Genomic DNA, 22,979 nt, shown 5'->3' with positions numbered 1-22,979 from the left:
AACATCAATGCTTTTCGAGCAGCTTCATTGTTTTTCTGGCACTATTAGCCACCGATTTCCGTTTATCTTTCTCCAAATATTCCAATTGAGGAAACAACCAATCCTTTAATTTCTGATCCTTTTTACTCCAATTCCCCAGGGTTTTGATAGTCATATTTAAAACAATCCAGTCCTTTTGATGAATCAGATTATGTTTTAAAATATCCGTAGCTTTTTTCTTCTGTTCCTTAGTAAAATCCGGGGTTAATTCTAAAAATAATTGGGCTAATGTCCATTGTGCAGAAGCCTGGTTAAGTAGCGAAATTTCGTTTAAAAAAGATTCAACATAAGGAAGTAAAAGTTGCTTTTCTTCCTTACAAATCCGTTTCATAGCGTTAGAAGTACGTAAGCGTACCACTTCATCCTGGCTAAAATAGCATTGGTACAATTCCTCAATACGTCTATGATCATGAAGTATGATATCTACCACTTCAACCGTTCTACCTAAAGAGTTAGGATGACCTCCGGTTAACATCTCCTGAAATTTTTCCATAATTGACAAACATATTACTGCGGTACAATTTATAAATTTCGTAGAAAACTATGGACTTATTAAAATTACCTGGTAATTCGTTATAAACAAGAGGAATTTGTTCATTTGATTCATCTTTTAAAACTTATATCTATTTTAGCCTTATACAGAATCCTTAAATTGCTTTTCGTTATTTCTTCTAAAGCTTTATGTACCTAAAGGGCTTAGAAGGTTATCATTATACATTTTTATATGATTAAAAATATAATTGCTTTAGTTATGGTGTTACACTGTTCCATCAGTGTAGCTTTTTCAAAAAATATGGTAGTACACAATAATGTAGTTATGCATCAGGAAAGTCCATCAGACGCTGTGCAGTATGCCATAAAAGCTTTACGACAAGATTTACACCGTAAGTTTGGAACAAGTATCAGTGACAAACCTAAAGTTGACTTTTATTTTAAAATAGATACTACTTTACATAAATTCGATACTTATAAAATTGAATTTAAAAAGCAAAGTATTCATTTTACCGGATCTGATGAATTAGGTCTTGTTCATGCTATTTATACTTTTTCAGAAGAATATTTAGGTATTGATCCGTTTATCTATTTTACTGACCTGATGCCGACTATTGAAGAAAGCATTACTATTAAAATAGGTGTCATAACTTCCAAACCATATACCTTTAAACATCGTGCCTTTTTTGTAAACGACGAGGATCTTATCACCGGATTCCGAATGGAAAAACAGGAATACGGATTTAATATGGAATTTATGGAAAAATTCTATGAAACCATGTTACGACTTAAATTAACCGGAACCATTCCGTCAACCCTGGTTTTTTCTGACGAGGCACACCTTAAATTGGCTTCTGATATGGGTTTATACATTTGCCAAAATGCCGGAGAAGTAGTAGGAAGTGTTCCTTTATTTTGGCCTAAAAACATCCCTTATTCCTGGAGTACGCATAAAGAATATTTTATTGAATTCTGGACAAAAGCTATTGAACGCCAGGCAGGAAAAAATGTTATTTGGAATCTTGGTTTTAGAGGTTTACTAGATCACGCCTTTTGGGATGATGATCCGAATATATCGGATGATAGTCCTGATACGGATAAAGCTCGTGTAATCAATGAAGCCATCGCAACACAATACGAACTGGTTAAAAAAATCACTGGAAATCCAAATCCGCTAGTAAGCGGGTACCTTTGGGGACATGTGGGAGGATTGTATCGTAAAGGACTTATAAAATTTCCGGAAAACACTATTTTACTATTTGCAGATACCGGATATGGGGTATTCCCTGATCGCACCTTTGAAATCGCCAAAAAAGGTACTACTAAAAAGGGTATTTACCAACATGTTTCCTATCATAACCGAAAGTCGCATTTACGGATAAATACCATTCACCCCAATGTTTTACACCGCGAAATATCAAAAGCAATAGATCATAACATGACTGAAATGGGAGTGCTAAATATGAGCAACATGAAGGAAAAAATCTTTGGAATTCATCAGGTGGTAAATTATTTTACGGACTTTAAAAAATATAAGAATTACCCTTCCGGAAACTACTATTTTGATTGGTACGTTGATCAAAAATATCAATCTAAATCTACCAATTTAAAACAAAGTTATAAAGATTTTTTCTCCAACCAGTTCGATTTAGGTGATCCGGAACGTAAACCAGGTGATGAATGGTACTCTTATTATGTTGAAATGATGCTGAATATGGTTCATCAACGCAAAGTTAACACGCGGTTCTTTAAATCTGAATTTCCCGGAAATCGTAAATCCGAATTTATACAGTTAAAAGGTTTTGAAGCAAAAATAAACCTGGCCTTAAAAGAATATTATGCATTGTACCAGTCTGCTGAACAACTTTGGGAGGTTTCCGTACAACGATCCCTGGAAAGTGCAGGTGAACTATCCGGCAACCGGCGTAATTTCTATTTTTCGGATCTGGTTTATCCAACGCAAAAACTCTGGCACCTCACGGGTATGGCTGCGGATTTAACCTTGGCTTTACAATATTATGTAATCGAAGACTATCATCAAGCCCAACTTGCTACGTATGCAGCGCACCAGCACGCTAAAAAAGCACTGCTTATTGAACAGCAAATTGAAGAAAATGCTTCCGGAAAGTTTGAGGGTTGGTACCGGTGGGATGACAATGCAATGACCTGGAGAATAGAAAAACATATTGCCACCTTTTTACAACATACAAAAGACATGAAATTTTTTAACCTACCCTATAAATACCGAAATTCAAAAACTAGGGGAAGCCAATATAAATATCAACCCTGGTTTGAAAGTGAGTATCAAAAAGAATTAATCTATCTAGAAAATGCCAAATAATTAGGGTTGTAGCGTTTAATAGCTATTATTTCCACCGTTTTAGTTAAAGAGCGTAGAGGTTTTCCAGTTAATATTTTCTAAATTTTTACATACTTCGGATACGTAGCATTCTGGCATAGTTTATGGGTTTCAGGAAACCTATGAAATATGTAAAAGCACTAGGCATTTTTCTGACTTTAACCGTACTGGTTTTTTTATCCTGTACACATTATCAAAAAGTGGCAGATGTTTTTCTTCAACCCACTTTTAGAGAAAAATACGAGCGTAATTTTACAAAAGGAGACACCTTATTTTTAAAATGGAAACATTCATTTGAAATGGTTAAAAATGATAGTCTAGTTATTAAAGCCCCTTATACCGAACAACTTTATTATTCTAATTCACCCAATTCCGCCCGAAGTTACCAGGTTTCTATAAAAAACGGAGAGCAATTGATTTGTAAAGTTCAAAAATCAGATAGTTTAGAAGGTATTTTTATCAACATTTTACCTTTAGCACCTTTAAATAACGTAAAACCTATAGATTTTCTGGTGACCAAAAAAGAAGAAAATATACAGTTAGATAATCCGGGAACCTATCAAATTATTGTACAACCTGAATTCGCTGCCTTTCCATATTTTAATATAAGTTTTGAAATAAAACCAGCATATAGATTTCCAGTTAGTGGTAAAAATAGCAAAGCGATCCGAAGTTTTTGGGGAGCTCCCAGAGATGGTGGAAAAAGAAGTCATAAAGGAATTGATATTTTTGCCAAACGTGGAACTCCTGTAGTAGCAGCGGTAGCAGGCCGAATCAGTTCAACCGGCAATCGAGGTTTAGGTGGAAAACAGGTTTGGTTACGAGATGGACATCGAGGTTATTCATTATATTACGCACATTTGGATAGCATTGCTGTTTCCGGTTTTCAAAAAGTTCAAGTTGGAGATACCTTGGGTTTTGTAGGTAATACCGGAAACGCCCGTACCACGCCCCCGCATTTACACTTTGGTATCTATACCAACCGGGGAGCCATCGATCCGCTGTTATTTGTCAAAGAAAGAAAAGAAGCTAAAAAGTGGGAAATTACTTCTGATAAAGAAACAGCCCAAATTAAGAAAGGAACTAATATTCGGAAAGGACCAGGTACCTCCTATGCTATTTTAGAAACTACTACTAGTTCAAAGAAATTTATGCTTTTAGGAAAAACCACGGATTGGTATCGAATAAGTTTAAGTGAAGATGATTATGGCTTTGTACATAAGAGTTTGGTGAAATAAATTTGTTGAATTTCATTGATACTTTATAATCAAACTATGTATAAAGTAGAATTTTAAAAATCATTAAATTTGGGTAAAAGTAGAAATTATGAATGTACAAACTATATCAATCGATTTTCCTAATGATATTCTTTTAGCTCTAAACGAATCAGAGAAAGATTTAAAAGATCGTATTAAAATTATATTAGCTATACAATTGTATAAATCAAAAAAGTTGACGATTGGGAAATCGAGCCAAATTGCAGGATTGTCGAGGTTCCAATTTGAAGAAGTACTTTCAAAAAATAATATTTCGATCTCAAACCTTACCAAAAAAGATATTCTTAGTGATATGGATAAATTGAAATAATGAAAAACGGAATTGTTATTGCCGATGCAGGTCCTATTTTTCCTTTAATTCTTGTTAAATATAGTTTTTAAAAGAAATGAAGAAGCTAAAATTTAAGAAACAAATTCACATTATAGATTACATAATAGTAGTTTTGATATGTTTTTCAGTTATGATCTTGGGGTGTGGTTTTGAAAATACGAAGATCAAGATGAAATCTAAATCTTTTGATCCAACAAAAAATAGGATAGTTGAGAAATATCTCTACAAAGTACAATCCAAAGATTTTAAGAACCTAGAAAATAAAGCTTTTATTAAACACTCAACGGTTAAAGAAGATATACCTCATCTCAAAGATACTATTAAGGTTTCCGGAAATACAATTTTAATTCTTCGACCGGATAGCTTACGCTTTCAATATTATGTTAATATTGAAGAACCGGGAATATATGAAGTCGACTCAGATTTTGGATTTGGAGTTTCAGAAGCTTTAGATTCTTTTGAATTAGACAGTATTAAGAAATCCATAACGGAAAGAAGATATGTTCAAATCTTCAATTGTAATAAATGTCCAGTAATTATTGATAGAGATTCAATCGATTATGGTATTCTTCTTACTAGAAATGATCGAGATGTAAAAATTGACCAAAATATTTTTGGAAAAGAATACTACTTAGATAAATTTAAAAAATACTTTAGTAATTGAGGGATTTATTTTTATAATCAACCTCTAATCCTTAGGATATAAAAAAGAACGTTCTACTTCAAAATCAATAATACCATCTTCTTTAATTTCATAAATAATAAACAACTGTCCCCAATATACCCCATCAGTAAAATCAGCAATAATCCATTTATGGTTTAAAAGCCGAACTTTATTGATCGCCATATTTCCTTCCATCCCATCAAAAGGAACAATAGGATTGTCAACACCGGCCTTATTCTGAGCAAGTAATTGATCGGCAATGGTTGCCCCTAGTTTTTTAGCATCGTAACCTAAATTTTCAAAATACAAAATAGCTTCCTCATCACTATCCAGCGAGAAATATGTCATGTCCAAATTAACACCTACTAATGAATCAAAAGCCACGGTTTGTTTCTCTATTTTTTTCTCCAGGTTTTCGATTTTAGCATCATACGATTCCTGCGCCTTTTTGGCATTCATAAATTGAAATAAAATAAAAAGGGCAGCAAATATAAAAAGGTACATAAAGATTTTACTTCTCATAACTAAACCGTAATTTTCAAATTATCATACGCCAGAAATACATGTTCCGGCAATTGTTTGGATACTTCTTTGTGAAAACCTAATAAATGACTAATATGAGTAAGATAAGCCTTCTTCGGCTTAACTTCTTTGATAAATTGCAAGGCTTCTTCCAGGTTAAAATGAGAATGATGTGGTTCAATCCGAAGTGCATTGACAACTAAAACCTCCAGGTCACGTAATTTGTTCCGCTCCTCCTCCTCTACCGTTTTTACATCCGTCAAATAGGCAAATCCTTTAATCCTAAAACCGAATACTTGCAAGCGATTATGAAAGGTGTTTACCGGCATAACTTCGGTATTTCCTAAAACAAAAGCTTCATTCTCAATACGATGTTCCGTAACACTTGGTGCCCCAGGATAGCGATTTTCCGAAGCAAAAATATAATCAAAACGCTTTTTCAATGACTGTAAAACCCGGGGATGAGCATAAATTGGAATATCCCCTTGTCGGAAAAAGAAAGGTCGGATATCATCCATACCCATAGTATGGTCTGCATGCTCATGCGTAAATAAAATTCCGTCAATTCGGCGCACCTTATTCGCAAGCATTTGTTGCCGGAAATCCGGCCCGCAATCAATAACATACACGTAGTCATCCCATTCTAACAATACGGAAACCCGAAGCCGTTTATCCTTAGGATCATCACTTAAACAAACAGGATGTGTACTCCCGATTATAGGAATACCCTGTGAAGTACCGGTACCTAAAAAAGTAACTTTCATAAATGGCAAGCTGCGCAGGCAAATGTAGGTATTATTTTAATTGAACAACTGAGGTTATTAACGAAAAAGTAGTAGGTATTATTAAAGTTTATTAAAATTTACGTGCTTTTTTAACGTTATCATAGATTTACGGATCAAACCAAAACTTTTAGGTTTTGTTTTACATTGTTAACGCAGGTATTCTTAAATTTACTTAACTAAAATCACCGCTCTATGCCAATTACGATCATGGGGGATAAAGAATTCGAATCTGTCCCTTCTATTAAAAGTAAAGCACTTCGTATTAATTTAAATGCCAATATTTACGGTACTTTTTCGGAGATTGGTGCAGGTCAGGAAACAGTTCGGAATTTTTTTAGGGCAGGCGGAGCATCCGGTACAATTGCCAAAGCGATGAGTGCCTATGATAAAGATTTTAGTGACGCTATTTACGGTATTGAAGATGATCGAAGATATGTGACTGAAGCCCGGTTAAAAAAGATGTTAAAACACGAAGTACGCCTGATGGAAGAGCGTCTTTCCCGTGAAAAACATCCGCATAAGTTGTTTTTTAGCTATGCAAATACGGTAGCTACTATTGATTTTGCAAAAAAATATAAAGGTCACGGTTGGGTAGGAATCCGATATCAAACACGTCCTGACGAAGCTTATAACGAAATCATACTCCACGTTCGTTTTCATGAAAACGATGCCAAATTACAACAGGAAACCCTGGGAATTCTGGGAGTAAATTTAATTTACGGAGCTTATTACAAATACGATAATCCAAAAAAATTACTTCGCTATCTATACGATCATCTGGACAAAGATCAGATTGAAATTGATACGATTAACTTTTCCGGTCCCCGGTTTGAAAAAGTAGATAATCGTTTGATGAGTTTACAGTTGGTTAAAAACGGAATGACAGAAGCAGTTATGTTCGGACCTGATGGTAACAATATTTTACCGGCGCGTATTCTATACAAGAAAAATATTTTGGCGCTTCGCGGAAGTTTTAGACCGGTGACTAAAGTAAATATGGACATTTACAAAAGTGCCTTGTCTATGTTTTTAAACGAAAACAAAGTTGATAAAAGAAAGACAGTAGAAATTTTCGAAATTACCCTTTCTAACTTAAGAGCAGAAGGTGAAATTGACGAAGAAGACTTTATGGCAAGAGCCCGTTTACTTTGTTCGCTAGGACAAACGGTAATGATCTCCAACTTCCAAGAGTATTATAAGGTAGTAGAATATTTCTCTAATTATACGAAAGAGCGAATGGCACTTGCAATGGGTGTTAATAACTTGGTAGATATTTTTGACGAGCAGTACTATCGCCATTTGAGTGGAGGTATTTTAGAAGCCTTTGGAAAATTATTTTTTAAAGACTTAAAAGTATATTTATATCCGCTCAAAGATCCTAAAACCGGAGAAGTGACCACTAGTGAAAATCTAAAAGTGCATCCTCGTATGAAAGAACTGTATAAGTTCTTTAAGAATAATGGAAAACTACAGGATATCACAGATTACGATCCGGAAATTATGGATGTATTTTCACGTGAAGTATTACAGATGATTCAGAAAGGGGAACCAGGCTGGGAAAATAAATTACCGGACATCGTCCCAGAAATGATTAAGAAACATAAATTCTTCGGTTATGTAGAACAAAAAGAAAAAGTGAGTTCTTAATTTTAAAACTTAACTTGTCGTATAATTTTGATCAAAAAATATTACAACCCTTCATTTTATTAACTTTAGTTGCTTGTATTTGTTTCTTAAGTTGCAATTCTGAGGTTAAAAAACCTTATCTACTGCCAGAAAATGCTATTGAACTAATTTCCGGAAGTAAAGGAAAAACCTGGAAAATTGCGAAGCGTTTAAATAATGACATTCGGATGAATATGGGAGATTGTTTTCTTTCTTATCGACAAACATATTTCCCCAATATGACCATGCAGGATAATAATGGGGATTACCCGGATTGTGGTCCAACTTTAAAAGCAACGTGGGAAATGTATCAAGATAAAAAAGGAAATAGTTTTATTAAACTGAAAAGTGAACAATTACCACAGTTGTTAAATACTAAAGAAAATTATAAGTATTTCCAAATTTTAGAAATAACGGATAGCACCTTACAAGTTACCTATCAACATAAACAATTTTCAAATAAAACGATGTGGATAAAAGACTTCTATGTAAAGGAAAATATAAAGGTTCCGAATAGGGATTTTCATAATAGATAAGTCGACATCTTCAATATTTAGCACTTAGTTTTAGAATCATTAGTGTCCGGTTAAAATATATAAAAGTCTATAAAGCATAGTAAAACAAGGTGATTCCAAACTTTAAAGTCTTTGGAGGTTCCTTTTTTCTTTTTAAGAGTAATTTGTTTTTTGAACTTGAACAATTAAGATAAAATTGTAATCAATATTATAATAATTAGTCTTGATTCTTGGTTCTAGAAGCGATAGCGACCTGCCCGTCTGCAGGCGGGTCTTGGATCTTTATTGGATACTAATTATAAAAACCCTACAACAACCGCTGATCCCACTCAAAATTATCGATACTTTTAATTTTTATTTCAGAAAATGCGAGATGCATGGTATTTATCATATAATTGTATTCTTCTTTAATAATAGCAGAAGGAACCTTACAAATAGGACTTTTTTTATTGAGGTACCATTCACTGCCTATTTTTTGGGTGATAAATCGATTTTGCAATAGATTCCATTGTAACGGTAACTTTTTTAAAGGAACGGTTTGAATGTTGGTAGGATTATCAGGTACGCTAATTACAATCATTTTATAAAGAACTCCTTCCATAATAGCGCTTCGGTGGGCAACTAACTCAAGGGTTGCTAATGACCTGCTAGAAGATGCATAAATTACGTATTGCTTTTCAAAATTCCATCGATTTGCCCTACCTGAAGCATCCAGAGAATTAGCATATTTGTCACGGGTTATTCTGTAAAGGTCCATTAAACATTATCTCCATATTCTATAGCAATCAACCGATCGTTGATTATCCGTATACCACTTATGGTATTCAAAAAGGAAATAGGTTTTCTATTGTCTAAAAAGACATTTTTACGATCTAACCAGTTACTAAAATTCTCTTCAGAACCAAATACTTCAGAACCATGTTTAAGCAGAGAAATCAATAGTAAGATATGCTCCTTAGTGTCAATTTTAATTTTTGAAATATCTTTTGTATAACTTACAAAGGTTTTTGGGGCAAGGTTTAATAAAGAAGAAAGAACTTTATCACTTGTTTTAACTTTGTTTCGTAAAACCCTAACATGACCTGAAGTAAATTGATCGGTATTCAAGTAACTTACCACCCAGGAAGGATCTAACTCTCCGGGAATAGTATTAAATATTTTCTTTTCAGCAAGCATAGTAGTAATTTTACGTTTTCAATTATGTAAATTTACTAAATTATAACCAGAATTTAAAACAAAACACTATTTCTTTCTATAACTACAGAATTTGTGCAGCATGGTCCTTTGTTTTTACTTTAGTGATGACTTCTTCAATCATACCTTCTTCATCTATTACAAAAGTCGTCCTGTGAATTCCGTCATATTCTTTGCCCATAAACTTTTTAGGTCCCCAAACACCAAATGCTTCAATAACTTTTTTATCTTCATCTGCTAATAACGGATAAGGTAATTCGTATTTATTTTTAAAATTCTGCTGTTTCTTAGCACTATCCGCACTTACTCCTAAAATTTCGTATCCTTCTGACTGAAAGCTTTGATAATTATCTTTTAAGTTACAAGCTTCCGCCGTACAACCGGGTGTACTGGCTTTTGGATAAAAGAAAACTACTAATTTCTTCCCTTTAAAATCCTGTAAACTAATAGTATTACCATCCTGGTCTAAGGCCGAAAAATCAGGTGCTTTATCCCCTACAGTTAAGGTTGTCATACTCTATATTATTATGTTTGTTAATTAACCATAAATGTATAACAAAATATCCTATAAACTAATCATTATAGTAAACTTGACTTAAGATTTGTACTTAATTATAGTACAAGAGTATGAGTTTCACAGTGAACCCTACTTAAGAGATAGTTCGATTTCCTATTTTTGCAACCGGAACTTTTACTACCATCATGACTAAAAAAGAAAAAGTTGATTTCACCATTAAAACCTTACAGGAACTATACCCTACCATTCCCATTCCATTAGATCATGTAGATCCCTATACTTTATTAATTGCCGTTTTACTAAGCGCACAAAGTACAGATGTACGGGTAAATCAAATTACCCCTTTACTATTTAAAGAAGCAGACAACCCGTATGATATGATTAAATTATCAAAAGAAGATATACGGGAGATTATTAAACCTGTTGGATTAAGTCCAATGAAATCCAAAGGAATTTTTGAGCTATCCCATATCTTGATCAACAAATATGACGGTAAGGTTCCTCAAAGCTTTGAGGACCTGGAAGCTTTACCCGCCGTAGGCCATAAAACTGCTAGTGTAGTCATGTCACAAGCTTTTGGTATTCCTGCATTTCCGGTAGATACGCATATTCATCGTTTGATGTACAGATGGGGTTTTAGCAACGGTAAAAATGTAGTTCAAACCGAAAAAGATGCTAAACGTTTATTCCCTAAAGAATTATGGAACGATTTGCACTTACAAATTATTTGGTATGGCCGGGAGTACTCACCGGCAAGAGGATGGAAATTAGATAAAGATATCATTACCAGTACTATTGGTCGTAAAACCGTACTATCTCAATATCATAAAAATAAAAAACCCGCTAAAAATTAGCGGGTTTTTACAAAGTTTAGTTTTAATTCAGAAGTGTTTCAAACTTCATCATTTTGTAATCTATAACACTTAAAGCTTTTGAGTAGTTTAGAAGAAAATCTATAGTAGATTTTCTTGGTACTAATTGATGTTCTTCATTAGAAGAAGTAAAGTAAAATTTTGCCATAATCCCGAATTGTTTTTCTTTATATTAAATAACGAACAATTCATGACTTTATTTCACAATAGCTTGTTAATTTGTTAGAACAATATTATTTTTTTCAATAATTTTTCTTAGGTTGATCAATGCATAACGCATTCTCCCTAAAGCAGTATTAATACTAACTCCGGTTTTATCAGAAATTTCTTTAAAGCTCATATCCTTATACATTCGCATAACCAGAACTTCTTTTTGATCGTCCGGCAATTCTCTTACCAGGTTTCTCAAATCTTCTTCTACCTGATCTTTAATAATTCTTTTTTCAGCATTTAAGTTCCCATCACTAATAACAGAAAAAATACTAAACTCTCCGTTGTCTTCGAATTTTGGCATTCTATTACCTTTCCTAAAATGATCGATTACCAGGTTATGAGCTATTCGCATGACCCAAGGTAAAAATTTACCTTCTTCATTATACTTACCTTTTTTAAGTGTCTTAATCACTTTAATAAAAGTATCCTGAAAAATATCTTCGGATACGTCACGATCAAAAACTTTAGAATAAATAAAACTGTAAATACGTTGTTTGTGTCTTTCAATAAGGATAGATAATGAAGATTCTTCTCCCTTAATGTAATTACTTACTAAGACTGCATCAGATAACGTTACATTTTTCATATCGATTACTTAATTTGGTACCAACAAGCTATGGGGCTTTCAGGCTATGTTAAACTTAATTAAAGTAATGTTACGCTATAGGCAAAATGTTTTTGGTAATTTATTTAGATCGCTAATATATGAACTTTATCCCAAAAACAAACATTATTTTGTTAATTTTTTTAACTAGGCATAGTCAAAATTTTACTTTATAAAGTCCTGCTTATATATGTATCTTTGCCTTTATACCGCATGATAACTATGATTCAGGAGAATATTGATACGCTCAATCCCAAAGAAAATATTTTAATAAAAGGGGCACAACTTCATAACCTTAAAAATATAGATGTTGCCATCCCCCGTAATAAATTAGTCGTTATTACCGGTTTATCTGGTTCCGGAAAATCCAGTTTGGCTTTTGACACCTTATATGCCGAAGGACAACGTAGGTATGTGGAGAGTTTATCATCCTACGCCCGCCAATTTTTAGGTAGGTTAAATAAACCTAAAGTTGATTATATTAAAGGTATTGCCCCGGCAATTGCCATTGAACAGAAGGTAAATTCGACTAACCCCCGTTCTACTGTAGGTACTACTACTGAAATTTATGACTACCTAAAGTTATTGTTTGCCCGTATTGGTAAAACCTACTCCCCTATTTCGGGAAACGAAGTAAAAAAAGATTCGGTTACGGATGTTATTGAATTTGTAAAAGGTAAAGAAGAAGGAGAACGATTGCTACTAATAACTCCAATCCTGGTAGAAGAAGGTCGGACGCTACAAGAAAAATTAACGGTTTTACAACAACAGGGGTTTGCACGGGTACGTGTCGCAGAAGAGGTAATACGGATTGAAGAGGTATTGGAGACTATCTCGGAAAAACCTATTTCACTAGTTGTAGACCGAATTGTAAAAAGAGATGAAGAGGATTTTTACAATCGGCTGGCAGATGCGATAGGAACCGCATTTTACGAAGGTAAAGGAAGTTGTACGGTGCTGTCGTTAAAAGATAACACCGAGCGGAATTTTAGTAATAAATTTGAATTGGATGGAATGGTATTCCTGGAACCTAACGTGCATCTTTTTAGCTTTAATAATCCCTACGGTGCATGCCCTAAATGTGAAGGCTACGGAGATGTAATTGGTATCGATGAAGACCTGGTAATTCCTGACACTTCGTTAAGTATTTTTGAAAATGCCGTATACCCCTGGCGGGGCGATTCTATGAGCTGGTATCGCGATCAACTGGTCAATCGGGCGTATAAATTTGACTTCCCCATTCATAAACCTTATTTTGAACTTACGGATAAACAGAAGGAGGTTCTTTGGAAAGGAAATCAACATTTTGAAGGAATTGATGACTTCTTTAAACATTTGGAAGCTAAAGCCTATAAAATTCAAAACCGGGTGATGCTCTCACGCTATCGCGGAAAAACCAAATGTAATGTATGTAGGGGAAAACGATTACGTCAGGAAGCGAATTATGTCAAAATTGATAGGGCTACCCTCATGGATCTGGTCGAAATGCCACTGGACGAACTAGCTTTGTTTTTTAAAAATTTAAAACTTTCAGAACATGATCAAACGATTGGTAAACGTCTTTTAAAAGAGATCAACAGCAGACTTTCCTTCTTAGAAAACGTTGGACTTCAATATCTAACCTTAAACCGAAAATCCAATACACTTTCGGGTGGAGAATCACAAAGAATCAATCTGGCCACTTCATTAGGAAGTAGCCTAGTAGGATCTATGTATATATTAGATGAACCCAGTATTGGCTTACACCCAAAAGATTCAGAAAGGTTGATTGGAGTACTTCAATCTTTACGGGACTTGGGAAATACAGTGATTGTTGTAGAACATGATGAAGATATCATGAAAGCTGCCGATATGATTATTGATATTGGTCCGGAAGCCGGAACCTTTGGAGGTCAACTGGTTGCTGCGGGAACTTTCAACGAAATTTTAAAATCTACTTCACTTACCAGTAGATACTTAAATGGAAGCCTTCAAATCGAAGTTCCTAAAAGAAAAAAAGTAACTAAATATGCCATTGAAATTATTGGGGCTCGTGAGAATAACTTAAAAAACGTAAATGTGACCATTCCCCTAGGGATGATGACTGCCATTACCGGGGTTTCTGGTAGTGGTAAAAGTACTTTGGTTCGTAAAATTATTTACCCTGCCTTAACTAAACAATTGGGAGGTTTCGGAGAAAAAGCCGGTCAGTTTACCGAAATCAAAGGAAATTATCAAAATGTGACCAGTGTCGAATTTGTTGATCAAAATCCTATTGGAAGATCTTCTCGTTCTAACCCGGTCACTTACGTAAAAGCTTATGATGATATTCGGAGTTTATTTGCTTCTCAAAAAACAGCAAAACTGAGGAAGTACCAAACCAAACATTTTTCTTTTAACGTAGATGGAGGGCGTTGTGAAACTTGTAAAGGAGAAGGAGAAGTAACTATCGAAATGCAGTTTATGGCTGACGTACATTTACTATGTGAGACTTGTAATGGAAAACGTTTTAAAAAAGAGGTGCTGGAAGTAACTTTTGAAGATAAAAATATTGATGATGTCCTTACCATGACCATCGATGAAGCCATTACTTTCTTTACAAAATATAAGCAAAATAAGGTTATTAAGAAATTAAAACCACTACAGGATGTTGGTTTAGGCTACGTTCAATTAGGTCAAAGCTCTTCTACCCTTTCCGGAGGCGAAGCCCAACGTATAAAATTGGCTTCATTTCTGGTAAAAGGGGTTACTAAAGACAAAACCTTATTTATTTTTGACGAACCTACCACCGGACTTCACTTTCATGATATTAAAAAGCTTTTAAAATCCTTCAATGAACTGATTGATAAAGGGCATTCGGTTTTAGTGATTGAGCATAATATGGACCTGGTTAAATGTGCCGATTACATCATTGATATGGGTCCGGAAGGCGGAAAAAGAGGCGGACACGTAGTCGCTACCGGCACCCCGGAAGAAATCAGTAAAAATCCAGACTCCTTTACCGGACAGTATTTGAAGGAGAAATTACAATAAACGAACTAGCTTACTCAAAATCAACACACCCCTAACCCCTACTTCGACAACTTCAGTACAGGTCTCGAGAAGGAGAACCTATACTTCATATAACATTAGTTTAAAATTAAAATTTACAGACTTCCCTCTCGAGAGGGATAGCACTTCAATTCAGTTTACTGAATTAGAAGTACTTGGGTGTGTTACGTGCTGGATTGCTTACTCCGACTTGCTTACTTAAACTCAACACACCCCTAACCCCTACTTCGATAACCTCAGTACAGGTCTCATGAGGAGAATTCACTATAAGTCTTAAGAGGGGAACTATTGTATTTCCGTATCTACTTAAAAGTTTCCCTCTCGAGAGGGATAGCACTTCAATTCAGCTTGCTGAATTAGAAGTACTTGGGTGTGCTACGTGCTGATTGGCTTACTCAAACTCAACACACCCCTAACCCCTACTTCGACAACCTCAGTACATATCTCAAAGGGGAACGCTAACAATTGTATTACGGTCGAATTATAAACTTCCCTCTCGAGAGGGATAGTACTTCAATTCAGCTTGCTGGATTAGAAGTACTTGGGTGTGTCGCGTGCTGATTGGCTTACTCTGATTTTCTTACTCGTACTCAACACACCCCTAACCCCTCTCGAGAGGGGAACCCTTTACAGGCCTTATGATTAGCAAAATTAAAAATAGTACCTACCCCAAAATCTATGAAACTAAAAATATCTACCAACCCCCACTACCCCCTAACATTCAGTCAATTAGTGACAATAATCACAACACTTTCTACATAAAATTGAATTATTTTTAAATTTTTGGCATAAGGCTTGATTAGTATGAAACGAATCCTACTCACACAAGATTCCACTAAAACCAAGAATTATGAGAAATTCAATTTTATTTTTTGCAACCTTGCTACTTTTTACATTTTCAGCAACTGCTTTGACAACGGAGACAAACGCTATTAACTCCTCTCGCTTTAACTATAACTACGGAAAGTCTTTTATTTTTAATGAAAATGGGATTGAGTTTTCTGTTTATCCCGACGGGCAATTTGACTTTTATGTTCCTCAGGTGGTAAACAATGTAAACGTTCAGATTAACAGTCCTGTATTAAATATTAGCTTTAACTCTGGTTACAATTATGATCCGTATGTACAATATGATGATTATGGTGCTGTGGTGCAGGTAGAAAATGTTCCTATTTTTTATGACTACTATGGTAGGATTATCCAGGTTGGAGACGTGTTTATCAATTATAACAACTTCGGGCGAGTAGCTCAGGTAGGTAACTTATATGTACATTATAATAACTTCGGGCGGTTTGTAAACTGTACCGGATATATTAACCGATATAACCGAAGTTATGTATATCGTTCGTTTCACCAATATTTTACCGTTCCGGTCGTAGAAAGATGTGTTGTTTATAACCGACCTTACCGACAGTATTATACCCCTTACCGTTGTTCGTATAATGTGTATAGAAACAATTACTATGACGGATATTATAGTAGATCGTACCGTACAAGAAATTATTACCGACCTTCTCAAAGAGTAACCCAATACAGAAGCGGAGTTACAGCAAGCAGAACCAGAGGATTAAATTATAAGTCACGATCGTACAGAAAAAGTATGTATGCTGCTAATGACCGCAACTACCGATCATTTACCAGAAGTAGTGGAAACACCAATAATGGTACACAACGATCCATTGCTACGAGTAGCAGAAGTAGAAGTTATAATACGACAACGCCGTCAAGAAGTAAAGTAGGTACTAGTAGAAGTACGACTAGAAAAGAAGGTAACCGAACATATATTGGTTCGCGAACTAAATCAACTACTTCTAATAATAGAAATTACGATTCTGGTTCAAGGTCTTCTCGTAGTTCTCATGCCGGAAGCAGAAGTAGTTCCAATTCTGGAAGCAGGAATAGTTCCACAACTCAGCGTAATGACAGTAGAAAATATACACCTACAAGAAATACCAACACAAGTAGGTCAAACACAAATAGCAGGTTAAAGAAACCAAGTGGAACTTTAAGAACACCGTCTAATTCACGTTCAGGAAACAGTCGTAATTATACAAGTCCTTCAAGAAATACACAAAAAGCAAGTAGAACTGTAACAAATAGAAATAATAACAGTCAATATAGTAGAAAGAGTACATCTAGCCGTTCTTCGGCAGGGGTGCAAAGAAATACCACTTCAAGATCAGCAACCCGTAGTAATCAGAGCGGATCAAGATCTTCAAGAAGCAGGTAGATTTATAAAAATGATTTTTTTGGTTGGTTAGTTGGAGAATCCTTTTAAGTTGTATGTAAAAGTACCTTAAAGGGATTTTCTTTTTAGAACCTTTTGCATCATTTCTTTAATATCCGGAGAAATAGAAGTTACGTAAAGAAGAATGGCATACGTAATACAAATAAGCAAGCTTTTTATTACGATATTTAGCAAAGGATGGAAAGGAAACGTCCAGAAATAAAATATGATCGTACAAAAACTAATTATTACTATACTATATATGCTTTTTAAAGTAAAAGGATGCATTCTAAATTTAAAGTAAACTACACTTAATTTACTTACATTATATAAACCAATAGCAATTCCGGTAGCAATAGCGGCTCCGGCTAAGCCTTTTAATGGAATTAAATAATAGTTACTAGCAATAGCAATAATTACCGTAGCGATGCCTAATAGAAGTACATAACGATAGTAATCCGAACTATAGATAATGGCGTTGTTATTTCCTACCATCGCATCAGATAATTTAGCCAGACATAAGATTAATATGATATCCAGATATAGTTGGTACGTATCAGGAATTAACAAGAATAGTTGTTCTACATTGGTAAATATTAAGACAAATAATAAACCGCAAATCAAAGTAAGATTCAATGCGCTCTTTTTATAAAGTACCCGCAGTTCAGTAAAATTACCTTCGTTCATTACCTTTGATGTGAGCGGATATAAAATCTGATGCATACCTCTCGCCGGAAATGTAATTACATTAGCAATATATCCACAAATTGCGTATTGAGCCACAAAGGCTAAAGGTAAATAATACTCAATCATGGTCTTATCCAAATCTAACAATAGAGAAGCCACCGAACCGGCAATCAGAATTAAAAATGAATATTTTAAAATGGAACTGGTGTTTTTGGGAATTTTAGATTCTAACGAAAAATTATGTTTTCTAAAAGCATATACAGCCATGATTAAAAGACGCAATAGATAAATACCCAGGAGTAAATAGATAAATTCAGCGATTGTAATAATCTTTAAATAATAGAATACTAACAGCAAAGTTTTACCAGCTCTGATAAAAATTTCTTTTAAAACTGTTCCAAATACGCTTTTTAGCTTGACCCGTGCCCATGAAAAGAAAATTTCAAAATAGGTTTGACTTACTGCCAAGATATAGATGGTAAAGATATAAGGCTTTACAATGTCATTTTCTCCGTCAAAATAAGTAACTACTTCTTTATAAAATAGAATACTAATACTACCTATAATAAATGCGGTAACCAGCGGAAGCCACAGCATTAAATTCATAAAACGATTTTGCTCAACCGTATCGGTATAAGACGAATAAAATTTTATAATCGTATTAAAAGTCCCGAAGGCTAAAATAGGCCATAGCAAGGCAGAGGTAGATAATAAATAGGAAACCAGGCCGTAATACTGCTTATCCATAAAGTTGGTAAACAGAAACAAAGTATTTAACGCACCCAGTAGAAAACCAATACCGGTAATCCCAACATTACGAACGGATTGCTGAATGACTATGCCCATATAGGTTCAAAGGTACATTGAAATTAGAAACTCTTAATTACTTCCGCCAAACTTCCGGTTAAATTCTTTCTATGGTACTTTAAGATATTCTTGGAAGCACTTTGCAATTCTTTATTTTTATAGTGCTTATAGTAAGTAAGCAGTTGGTTCTGTAATGTTTCAGTAGTGTTATAGGTAAAATAATAACCACTTTCTGTTTCCTTTATAATTTTTTCCACATCACTATTTACAGGACCTAAAGCAAGTATCGGGCGTTTAGCTTTCAGATATTCAAAAAGTTTACCGGCGATAATACCTTTGCAATCTTTATGATCAATCTCAATTAATAATAGCAATTGCGAACTTTGTTGTAATTGAACTGCTTTTGTATGCGAAACATAACCAAGATTGGTGGTATACTCCTTTAACCCGGCTTCTTCAATGGAAGACAATACTTCTTCACTTACAGCTCCCGCTAATTTCAATTCGAAAAAGGATGCAAAGTCTTTATGACTTTTTACTAATGTTGATAATACCTTCCATAAATTAGTAGGATTGCGATCTGCCAATAGCGATCCGATATGTGAAATGGTAAATTTTTTATCTAAAAAAACTTCACCTTCTACCTTTTCAGCATCAAAACCATTGGTAATGGTAGTTACTGGTTTTTGAGTTAGTTCTTGAAAATCCTGAGTGGTGGTAAAACTAGTAGTAATAATATGATCAGCTGAATTTAAAACTTCTTTTTCCAGTCTCTTATGCTTTTTTTGGGCAAACGGTAGTAGTTTTAGTTTGCTATGATAACCAATAGAAGTCCAGGGATCTCTAAAATCAGCAATCCATCGAATCCCTAATTGCTTTTTAAGTTGGTTACCAATTAGATGTACACTATGCGGTGGTCCTGTAGTAATTATCGTGTTGATTTCTTGATCTGTAAGAACCTGTTTTAAGTATTTTACGGATGGTTTTATCCAGAATTTTCGGGCATCCGGAATAAAAAAATTACCGCGGATAAAGAGTAATAACTGTTGAATAGATGATTGTTTTGCCTTTTTTTCTATAATGCCTTTGCTTATGGTTTTTGTTTCTTTATTAGAAAATAAAGAAGCATATTTATAAGGTTCCCATATTGCTTTCTCTAAAATAGTAACCCCTTTAGGAACTTCAGAAGTTAAGGTTTTATCCAGTAATGCATATTCCGGGTTCTCGGGAATATAAACAACAGGCTCAATATTATATTGTGGTAAGTATTTTACAAATTTTAACCAACGCTGAACTCCGGGGCCTCCCGCCGGGGGCCAATAATACGTAATAATTAAAACTTTCACCCGATCAGGTTGTTTGGACATCTCCTAGTTTTCTTCCTTTATTTTTATATTCTAAAAATAAAGCTCCTATCAATAATAGCAATAAAGCTAACGAACTAAATAAGGTTATGGTACTACCAGTTTGTACAACAACGGGTTCAAATTTGAATTCAATGTTGTGCTTCCCTTTAGGAATTTTGATTCCCCGCAACATATAGTTGACTTCATAAATAGAAGTTTCATTACCATCTATATAAGCTTTCCAACCGTTTTTATAATAAGTTTCGGCAAAGACCGCAAAAGCATCATTCGGTGTATAAGCATTATAAGTTAAATGATCAGGATCGTGTTTTGAGATCGCAATTGTAGCCACGCTATCTTTTACCGGCTTGAATCCTTCCAATTCTTGGGCTTGCGGAGTAACCACTACAGCAGTTTGTTTGGTATTCAACTTTTCCAGTGCTTCAAAAGCTTCTTTTTGACTATCTACAAACTTTAATTCTTTGACAAACCAGGCAGGTCCATTAGTTTGTGCATTCTGCTGTACACCTACTTTTCCTTCTTTATCTGGTTGCAATATGTATTTAATATTTAGCATATTGATAACATTCGTATTTCCTTTTGCCAGGTATTTGTAGAATACATCTTCTATTTTACGGGGCCGTACTGCTGAGTATCCCCCTACTCCGTTAAAGAAATAGTTAATATGAGAATTATTAAGACCTCTGGCTAAATCTAAAACCCGGTAGTATGAATTATCTTTTTGTATAGCTTTATCAATGGCTGTAGGTTCAAAATTAGCTTGATACGCCCGGTTTGTAATAAAACTTTCTTCATCTACACTACGTCGGTCCACACCCCCTAAATCTAATACGATAAAAATTCCTAGTAAAATTAAGGCGATATGTTCCTTAATTTTTCCTGTAAAAAATAACCATAAACTTAGCGCCGCTGCTACCACAAAAAGTAAGGAACGTAAGGCATCACTTTTCATTACGGCAATCCGATCTGCTTTGATTGCTTCAAAAATTTCAGGTTGCTCTATAGCTAGCTGCGTATCACTAGGTGCTTTAAAATCAAAGAGGCTCCCCCCCACTAACCAAAATAGTAAACATAAGCCTCCGATACTACCAGTGGCAATCGCTAATTTTTTAAGCTTGACCTGTTTTTCTTCAATCCCTGTAAACCATTTATAAATTCCGAATACGGCAGCAATAGGAATAAGCAGTTCTAATAGTACCTGAATACTGGATACTGCCCTAAATTTGTTATATAAAGGAACCGTTTCTACAAAAAAGCGGGTAACAAATTCCAGATTTTTACCCCAACTTAACAAAAGGGATACGATCATACCTCCTAACAACCACCATCGTAACCTTCCCTTGATTAATAAAAAGCCAAGTAATGCTAAAAACACCACGGTCACCCCAAGATACGGAGGAGCTTCTACAAAAGGTTGTGCCCCCCAATACAGCGGAGTTCCCTGGGCATAATATTCTGCTTGTTTTGCAGGATAGCCCAAGGCAATGAGTTTTTGATAAAATTCAGAATCCCGTCCTAAATCCGAAGCACGTCCTACTCCCATCAACTTTGGTATAAAAAGGTTTAGGGATTCCAATTTTCCGTAGCTATATTCAGTAATATAGTCATAATCCAGTCCATCTGTCGTGGAGGATTTTGTAGGATCATCTTCGGCTAAATAATTCTCACCCCGAATACTGACTTTGGCATACTCCATTGTAGAAAGTAAGGTAGTTGCATTAGTCGCAATGCCCAGCGCTACAGCAACAATCAGAATGGCAACAGATTTAAAAAAATGAGGTAGTTCTTTCTTTTTTATGGCATCGACCAGGTAAGCGATTCCCAAAACAACCACTAATAATCCCAGATAATAAGTCATTTGGTAATGATTGGCCTGTATTTCTAATCCCATAGCCAGCGCTGTCAGTACAAACCCCCAAATATACTTCCTTTGAAACACCAGTAGAATTCCCGATAGTACTAATGGAAAGTAGGCTACGGCATGTGCTTTGGCATTATGCCCAACTCCTAAAATTATAATTAAATAGGTAGAAAAACCAAAAGCTAAGGCACCTAGAACCCCGTATTTCCAGGGTACCCGCATGACAAGCATCAATATATAAAAATTAATAAAATAGAGAAACAAATAATCTGCCGGACGTGGTAAAAAACGAATGGCACGATCTACCCAATCCATCACATCGTTTGGAAACCTTGCTCCAATGGCATAAGTGGGCATTCCCCCGAAAGCGGCATTGTTCCAATAGGTTTCCTGACCCGTATCTTCCCTAAATTCTTTTTGTTGACGAGCCATTCCCTCGTATTGCTTAATGTCATTTTGATAAATCATTTTCCCTTGCAATACCGGGTAAAAATAAGTGAGAGACAGAACTACGAACCCAAGGACTACGATAAGGTGCGGAAGTAGTTTTTTAAAAGTAGCAGACATATATATCTAAATGATTTGGTAAATAATATAGCGGCTAAAGGTACTTAAAATCTTTGGAGTGAAAACTGACTGTAAAGGAGCCTTCTGTATATATTAAATAAGACTAAGGATATCAATCGATCTCTTCAAAATCAACATAATCGCCTCCCGAATTTCTACTGGTTTTTCTTCGGGATTTCTTCTGAATTGTTATTTCTCCTTCAGGGGATGGTTGTGTGGTAGATTGCTGCTGAAAAAACTTTTCAAATTTCTGACCTGCCTTTTTTGTCATATACCGAAGCAATAGAGGGCCTAACAAACGCGTTAGTACCTTGAGTCCGTAATATATGAGCAACAGAATAAGAATAAACTTGAGTACTCCTGTCATTGAAGCCAAATGCATAC

At 34.9% G+C, this 22,979-nt stretch carries 20 protein-coding genes; 9 read left to right on the top strand and 11 right to left on the bottom strand.

The window, feature by feature from the left end; translation table 11 throughout:
• Window positions 1-4: 4 nt before the first annotated feature.
• On the bottom strand, window positions 5-532 hold the full coding sequence (locus tag NBT05_RS11885; protein ID WP_265770070.1) for a hypothetical protein: 528 nt from the start codon (window positions 530-532) through the stop codon (window positions 5-7).
• Window positions 533-763: 231 nt separating this feature from the next.
• Here NBT05_RS11885 and NBT05_RS11880 point away from each other — a divergent pair, with 231 nt between their 5' ends.
• The 4 genes from NBT05_RS11880 (at window position 764) to NBT05_RS11865 (ending at window position 5,162) form a co-directional block, all read left to right on the top strand.
• On the top strand, window positions 764-2,872 hold the full coding sequence (locus NBT05_RS11880; RefSeq protein WP_265770069.1) for a glycosyl hydrolase 115 family protein: 2,109 nt from the start codon (window positions 764-766) through the stop codon (window positions 2,870-2,872).
• A 140-nt stretch (window positions 2,873-3,012) separates the two neighbouring features.
• Window positions 3,013-4,128, top strand: coding sequence for a M23 family metallopeptidase (locus NBT05_RS11875; RefSeq protein WP_265770068.1), 1,116 nt, complete (start codon window positions 3,013-3,015; stop codon window positions 4,126-4,128).
• 88 nt (window positions 4,129-4,216) lie between these two features.
• Complete coding sequence (locus NBT05_RS11870; protein ID WP_265770067.1) at window positions 4,217-4,477, top strand: UPF0175 family protein; 261 nt, start codon at window positions 4,217-4,219, stop codon at window positions 4,475-4,477.
• A 190-nt stretch (window positions 4,478-4,667) separates the two neighbouring features.
• Window positions 4,668-5,162: a hypothetical protein gene (locus NBT05_RS11865; RefSeq protein ID WP_265770066.1), complete on the top strand. Its 495-nt coding sequence runs from the start codon at window positions 4,668-4,670 to the stop codon at window positions 5,160-5,162.
• Between the two features lie 24 nt (window positions 5,163-5,186).
• On the opposite strand, the gene NBT05_RS11860 is transcribed toward NBT05_RS11865, so the two are convergent.
• Together NBT05_RS11860 and NBT05_RS11855 are read right to left on the bottom strand one after the other, a co-directional pair.
• Window positions 5,187-5,684 (bottom strand): hypothetical protein, encoded by a 498-nt coding sequence (locus NBT05_RS11860; protein ID WP_265770065.1) that lies wholly within the window; start codon window positions 5,682-5,684, stop codon window positions 5,187-5,189.
• Window positions 5,685-5,686: 2 nt separating this feature from the next.
• Complete coding sequence (locus tag NBT05_RS11855; RefSeq protein ID WP_265770064.1) at window positions 5,687-6,448, bottom strand: MBL fold metallo-hydrolase; 762 nt, start codon at window positions 6,446-6,448, stop codon at window positions 5,687-5,689.
• Between the two features lie 213 nt (window positions 6,449-6,661).
• Between NBT05_RS11855 and NBT05_RS11850 the strand changes: the two genes are divergently transcribed.
• A complete protein-coding gene (locus NBT05_RS11850) occupies window positions 6,662-8,116 on the top strand; it encodes a TonB-dependent receptor (protein WP_265770063.1) in 1,455 nt (484 codons plus the stop codon).
• Window positions 8,117-8,130: 14 nt separating this feature from the next.
• Window positions 8,131-8,670, top strand: coding sequence for a lipocalin family protein (locus NBT05_RS11845; protein ID WP_265770062.1), 540 nt, complete (start codon window positions 8,131-8,133; stop codon window positions 8,668-8,670).
• A 286-nt stretch (window positions 8,671-8,956) separates the two neighbouring features.
• On the opposite strand, the gene NBT05_RS11840 is transcribed toward NBT05_RS11845, so the two are convergent.
• From NBT05_RS11840 to bcp, 3 genes are all read right to left on the bottom strand, one after another.
• On the bottom strand, window positions 8,957-9,406 hold the full coding sequence (locus tag NBT05_RS11840) for an RES family NAD+ phosphorylase (RefSeq protein WP_265770061.1): 450 nt from the start codon (window positions 9,404-9,406) through the stop codon (window positions 8,957-8,959).
• Window positions 9,406-9,825 carry an MbcA/ParS/Xre antitoxin family protein gene (locus NBT05_RS11835; protein WP_265770060.1) on the bottom strand — a complete coding sequence of 140 codons (420 nt, stop codon included), beginning with the start codon at window positions 9,823-9,825 and terminating at the stop codon, window positions 9,406-9,408. The genes NBT05_RS11840 and NBT05_RS11835 overlap by 1 nt, the downstream gene beginning before the upstream one ends.
• 82 nt (window positions 9,826-9,907) lie before the next feature.
• Window positions 9,908-10,357 carry a thioredoxin-dependent thiol peroxidase gene (gene bcp, locus NBT05_RS11830; protein ID WP_265770059.1) on the bottom strand — a complete coding sequence of 150 codons (450 nt, stop codon included), beginning with the start codon at window positions 10,355-10,357 and terminating at the stop codon, window positions 9,908-9,910.
• 188 nt (window positions 10,358-10,545) lie between these two features.
• On the opposite strand from bcp, the gene NBT05_RS11825 reads away from it, so the two are divergent.
• Window positions 10,546-11,214 (top strand): endonuclease III domain-containing protein, encoded by a 669-nt coding sequence (locus NBT05_RS11825; RefSeq protein ID WP_265770058.1) that lies wholly within the window; start codon window positions 10,546-10,548, stop codon window positions 11,212-11,214.
• A 232-nt stretch (window positions 11,215-11,446) separates the two neighbouring features.
• On the opposite strand, the gene NBT05_RS11820 is transcribed toward NBT05_RS11825, so the two are convergent.
• Window positions 11,447-12,031 (bottom strand): RNA polymerase sigma factor, encoded by a 585-nt coding sequence (locus tag NBT05_RS11820; RefSeq protein WP_265770057.1) that lies wholly within the window; start codon window positions 12,029-12,031, stop codon window positions 11,447-11,449.
• A gap of 240 nt (window positions 12,032-12,271) precedes the next feature.
• On the opposite strand from NBT05_RS11820, the gene uvrA reads away from it, so the two are divergent.
• Both uvrA and NBT05_RS11810 read left to right on the top strand, forming a co-directional pair.
• Window positions 12,272-15,061 carry an excinuclease ABC subunit UvrA gene (gene uvrA / locus NBT05_RS11815; protein WP_265770056.1) on the top strand — a complete coding sequence of 930 codons (2,790 nt, stop codon included), beginning with the start codon at window positions 12,272-12,274 and terminating at the stop codon, window positions 15,059-15,061.
• Between the two features lie 868 nt (window positions 15,062-15,929).
• A complete protein-coding gene (locus NBT05_RS11810) occupies window positions 15,930-17,309 on the top strand; it encodes a hypothetical protein (protein ID WP_265770055.1) in 1,380 nt (459 codons plus the stop codon).
• A gap of 66 nt (window positions 17,310-17,375) precedes the next feature.
• Here the strand turns inward: NBT05_RS11810 and NBT05_RS11805 are convergent, their stop codons facing one another.
• From NBT05_RS11805 to NBT05_RS11790, 4 genes are all read right to left on the bottom strand, one after another.
• Window positions 17,376-18,839, bottom strand: a complete 1,464-nt coding sequence (locus NBT05_RS11805) for a lipopolysaccharide biosynthesis protein (RefSeq protein WP_265770054.1) — start codon at window positions 18,837-18,839, stop codon at window positions 17,376-17,378.
• A 23-nt stretch (window positions 18,840-18,862) separates the two neighbouring features.
• A complete protein-coding gene (locus NBT05_RS11800; RefSeq protein WP_265770053.1) occupies window positions 18,863-20,167 on the bottom strand; it encodes a glycosyl transferase family 1 in 1,305 nt (434 codons plus the stop codon).
• Window positions 20,151-22,595 carry a YfhO family protein gene (locus NBT05_RS11795; RefSeq protein WP_265770052.1) on the bottom strand — a complete coding sequence of 815 codons (2,445 nt, stop codon included), beginning with the start codon at window positions 22,593-22,595 and terminating at the stop codon, window positions 20,151-20,153. Before NBT05_RS11795 ends, NBT05_RS11800 begins: the two co-directional genes overlap by 17 nt.
• Before the next feature lie 112 nt (window positions 22,596-22,707).
• Window positions 22,708-22,962, bottom strand: coding sequence for a DUF4834 family protein (locus NBT05_RS11790; RefSeq protein ID WP_265773246.1), 255 nt, complete (start codon window positions 22,960-22,962; stop codon window positions 22,708-22,710).
• Window positions 22,963-22,979 lie beyond the last annotated feature (17 nt).

This window comes from Aquimarina sp. ERC-38 (assembly GCF_026222555.1).
Taxonomy (GTDB): Bacteria; Bacteroidota; Bacteroidia; order Flavobacteriales; family Flavobacteriaceae; genus Aquimarina.
Note: the sequence above shows the minus strand (reverse complement) of the source record. Positions and strands in the feature narration are given on the sequence as shown.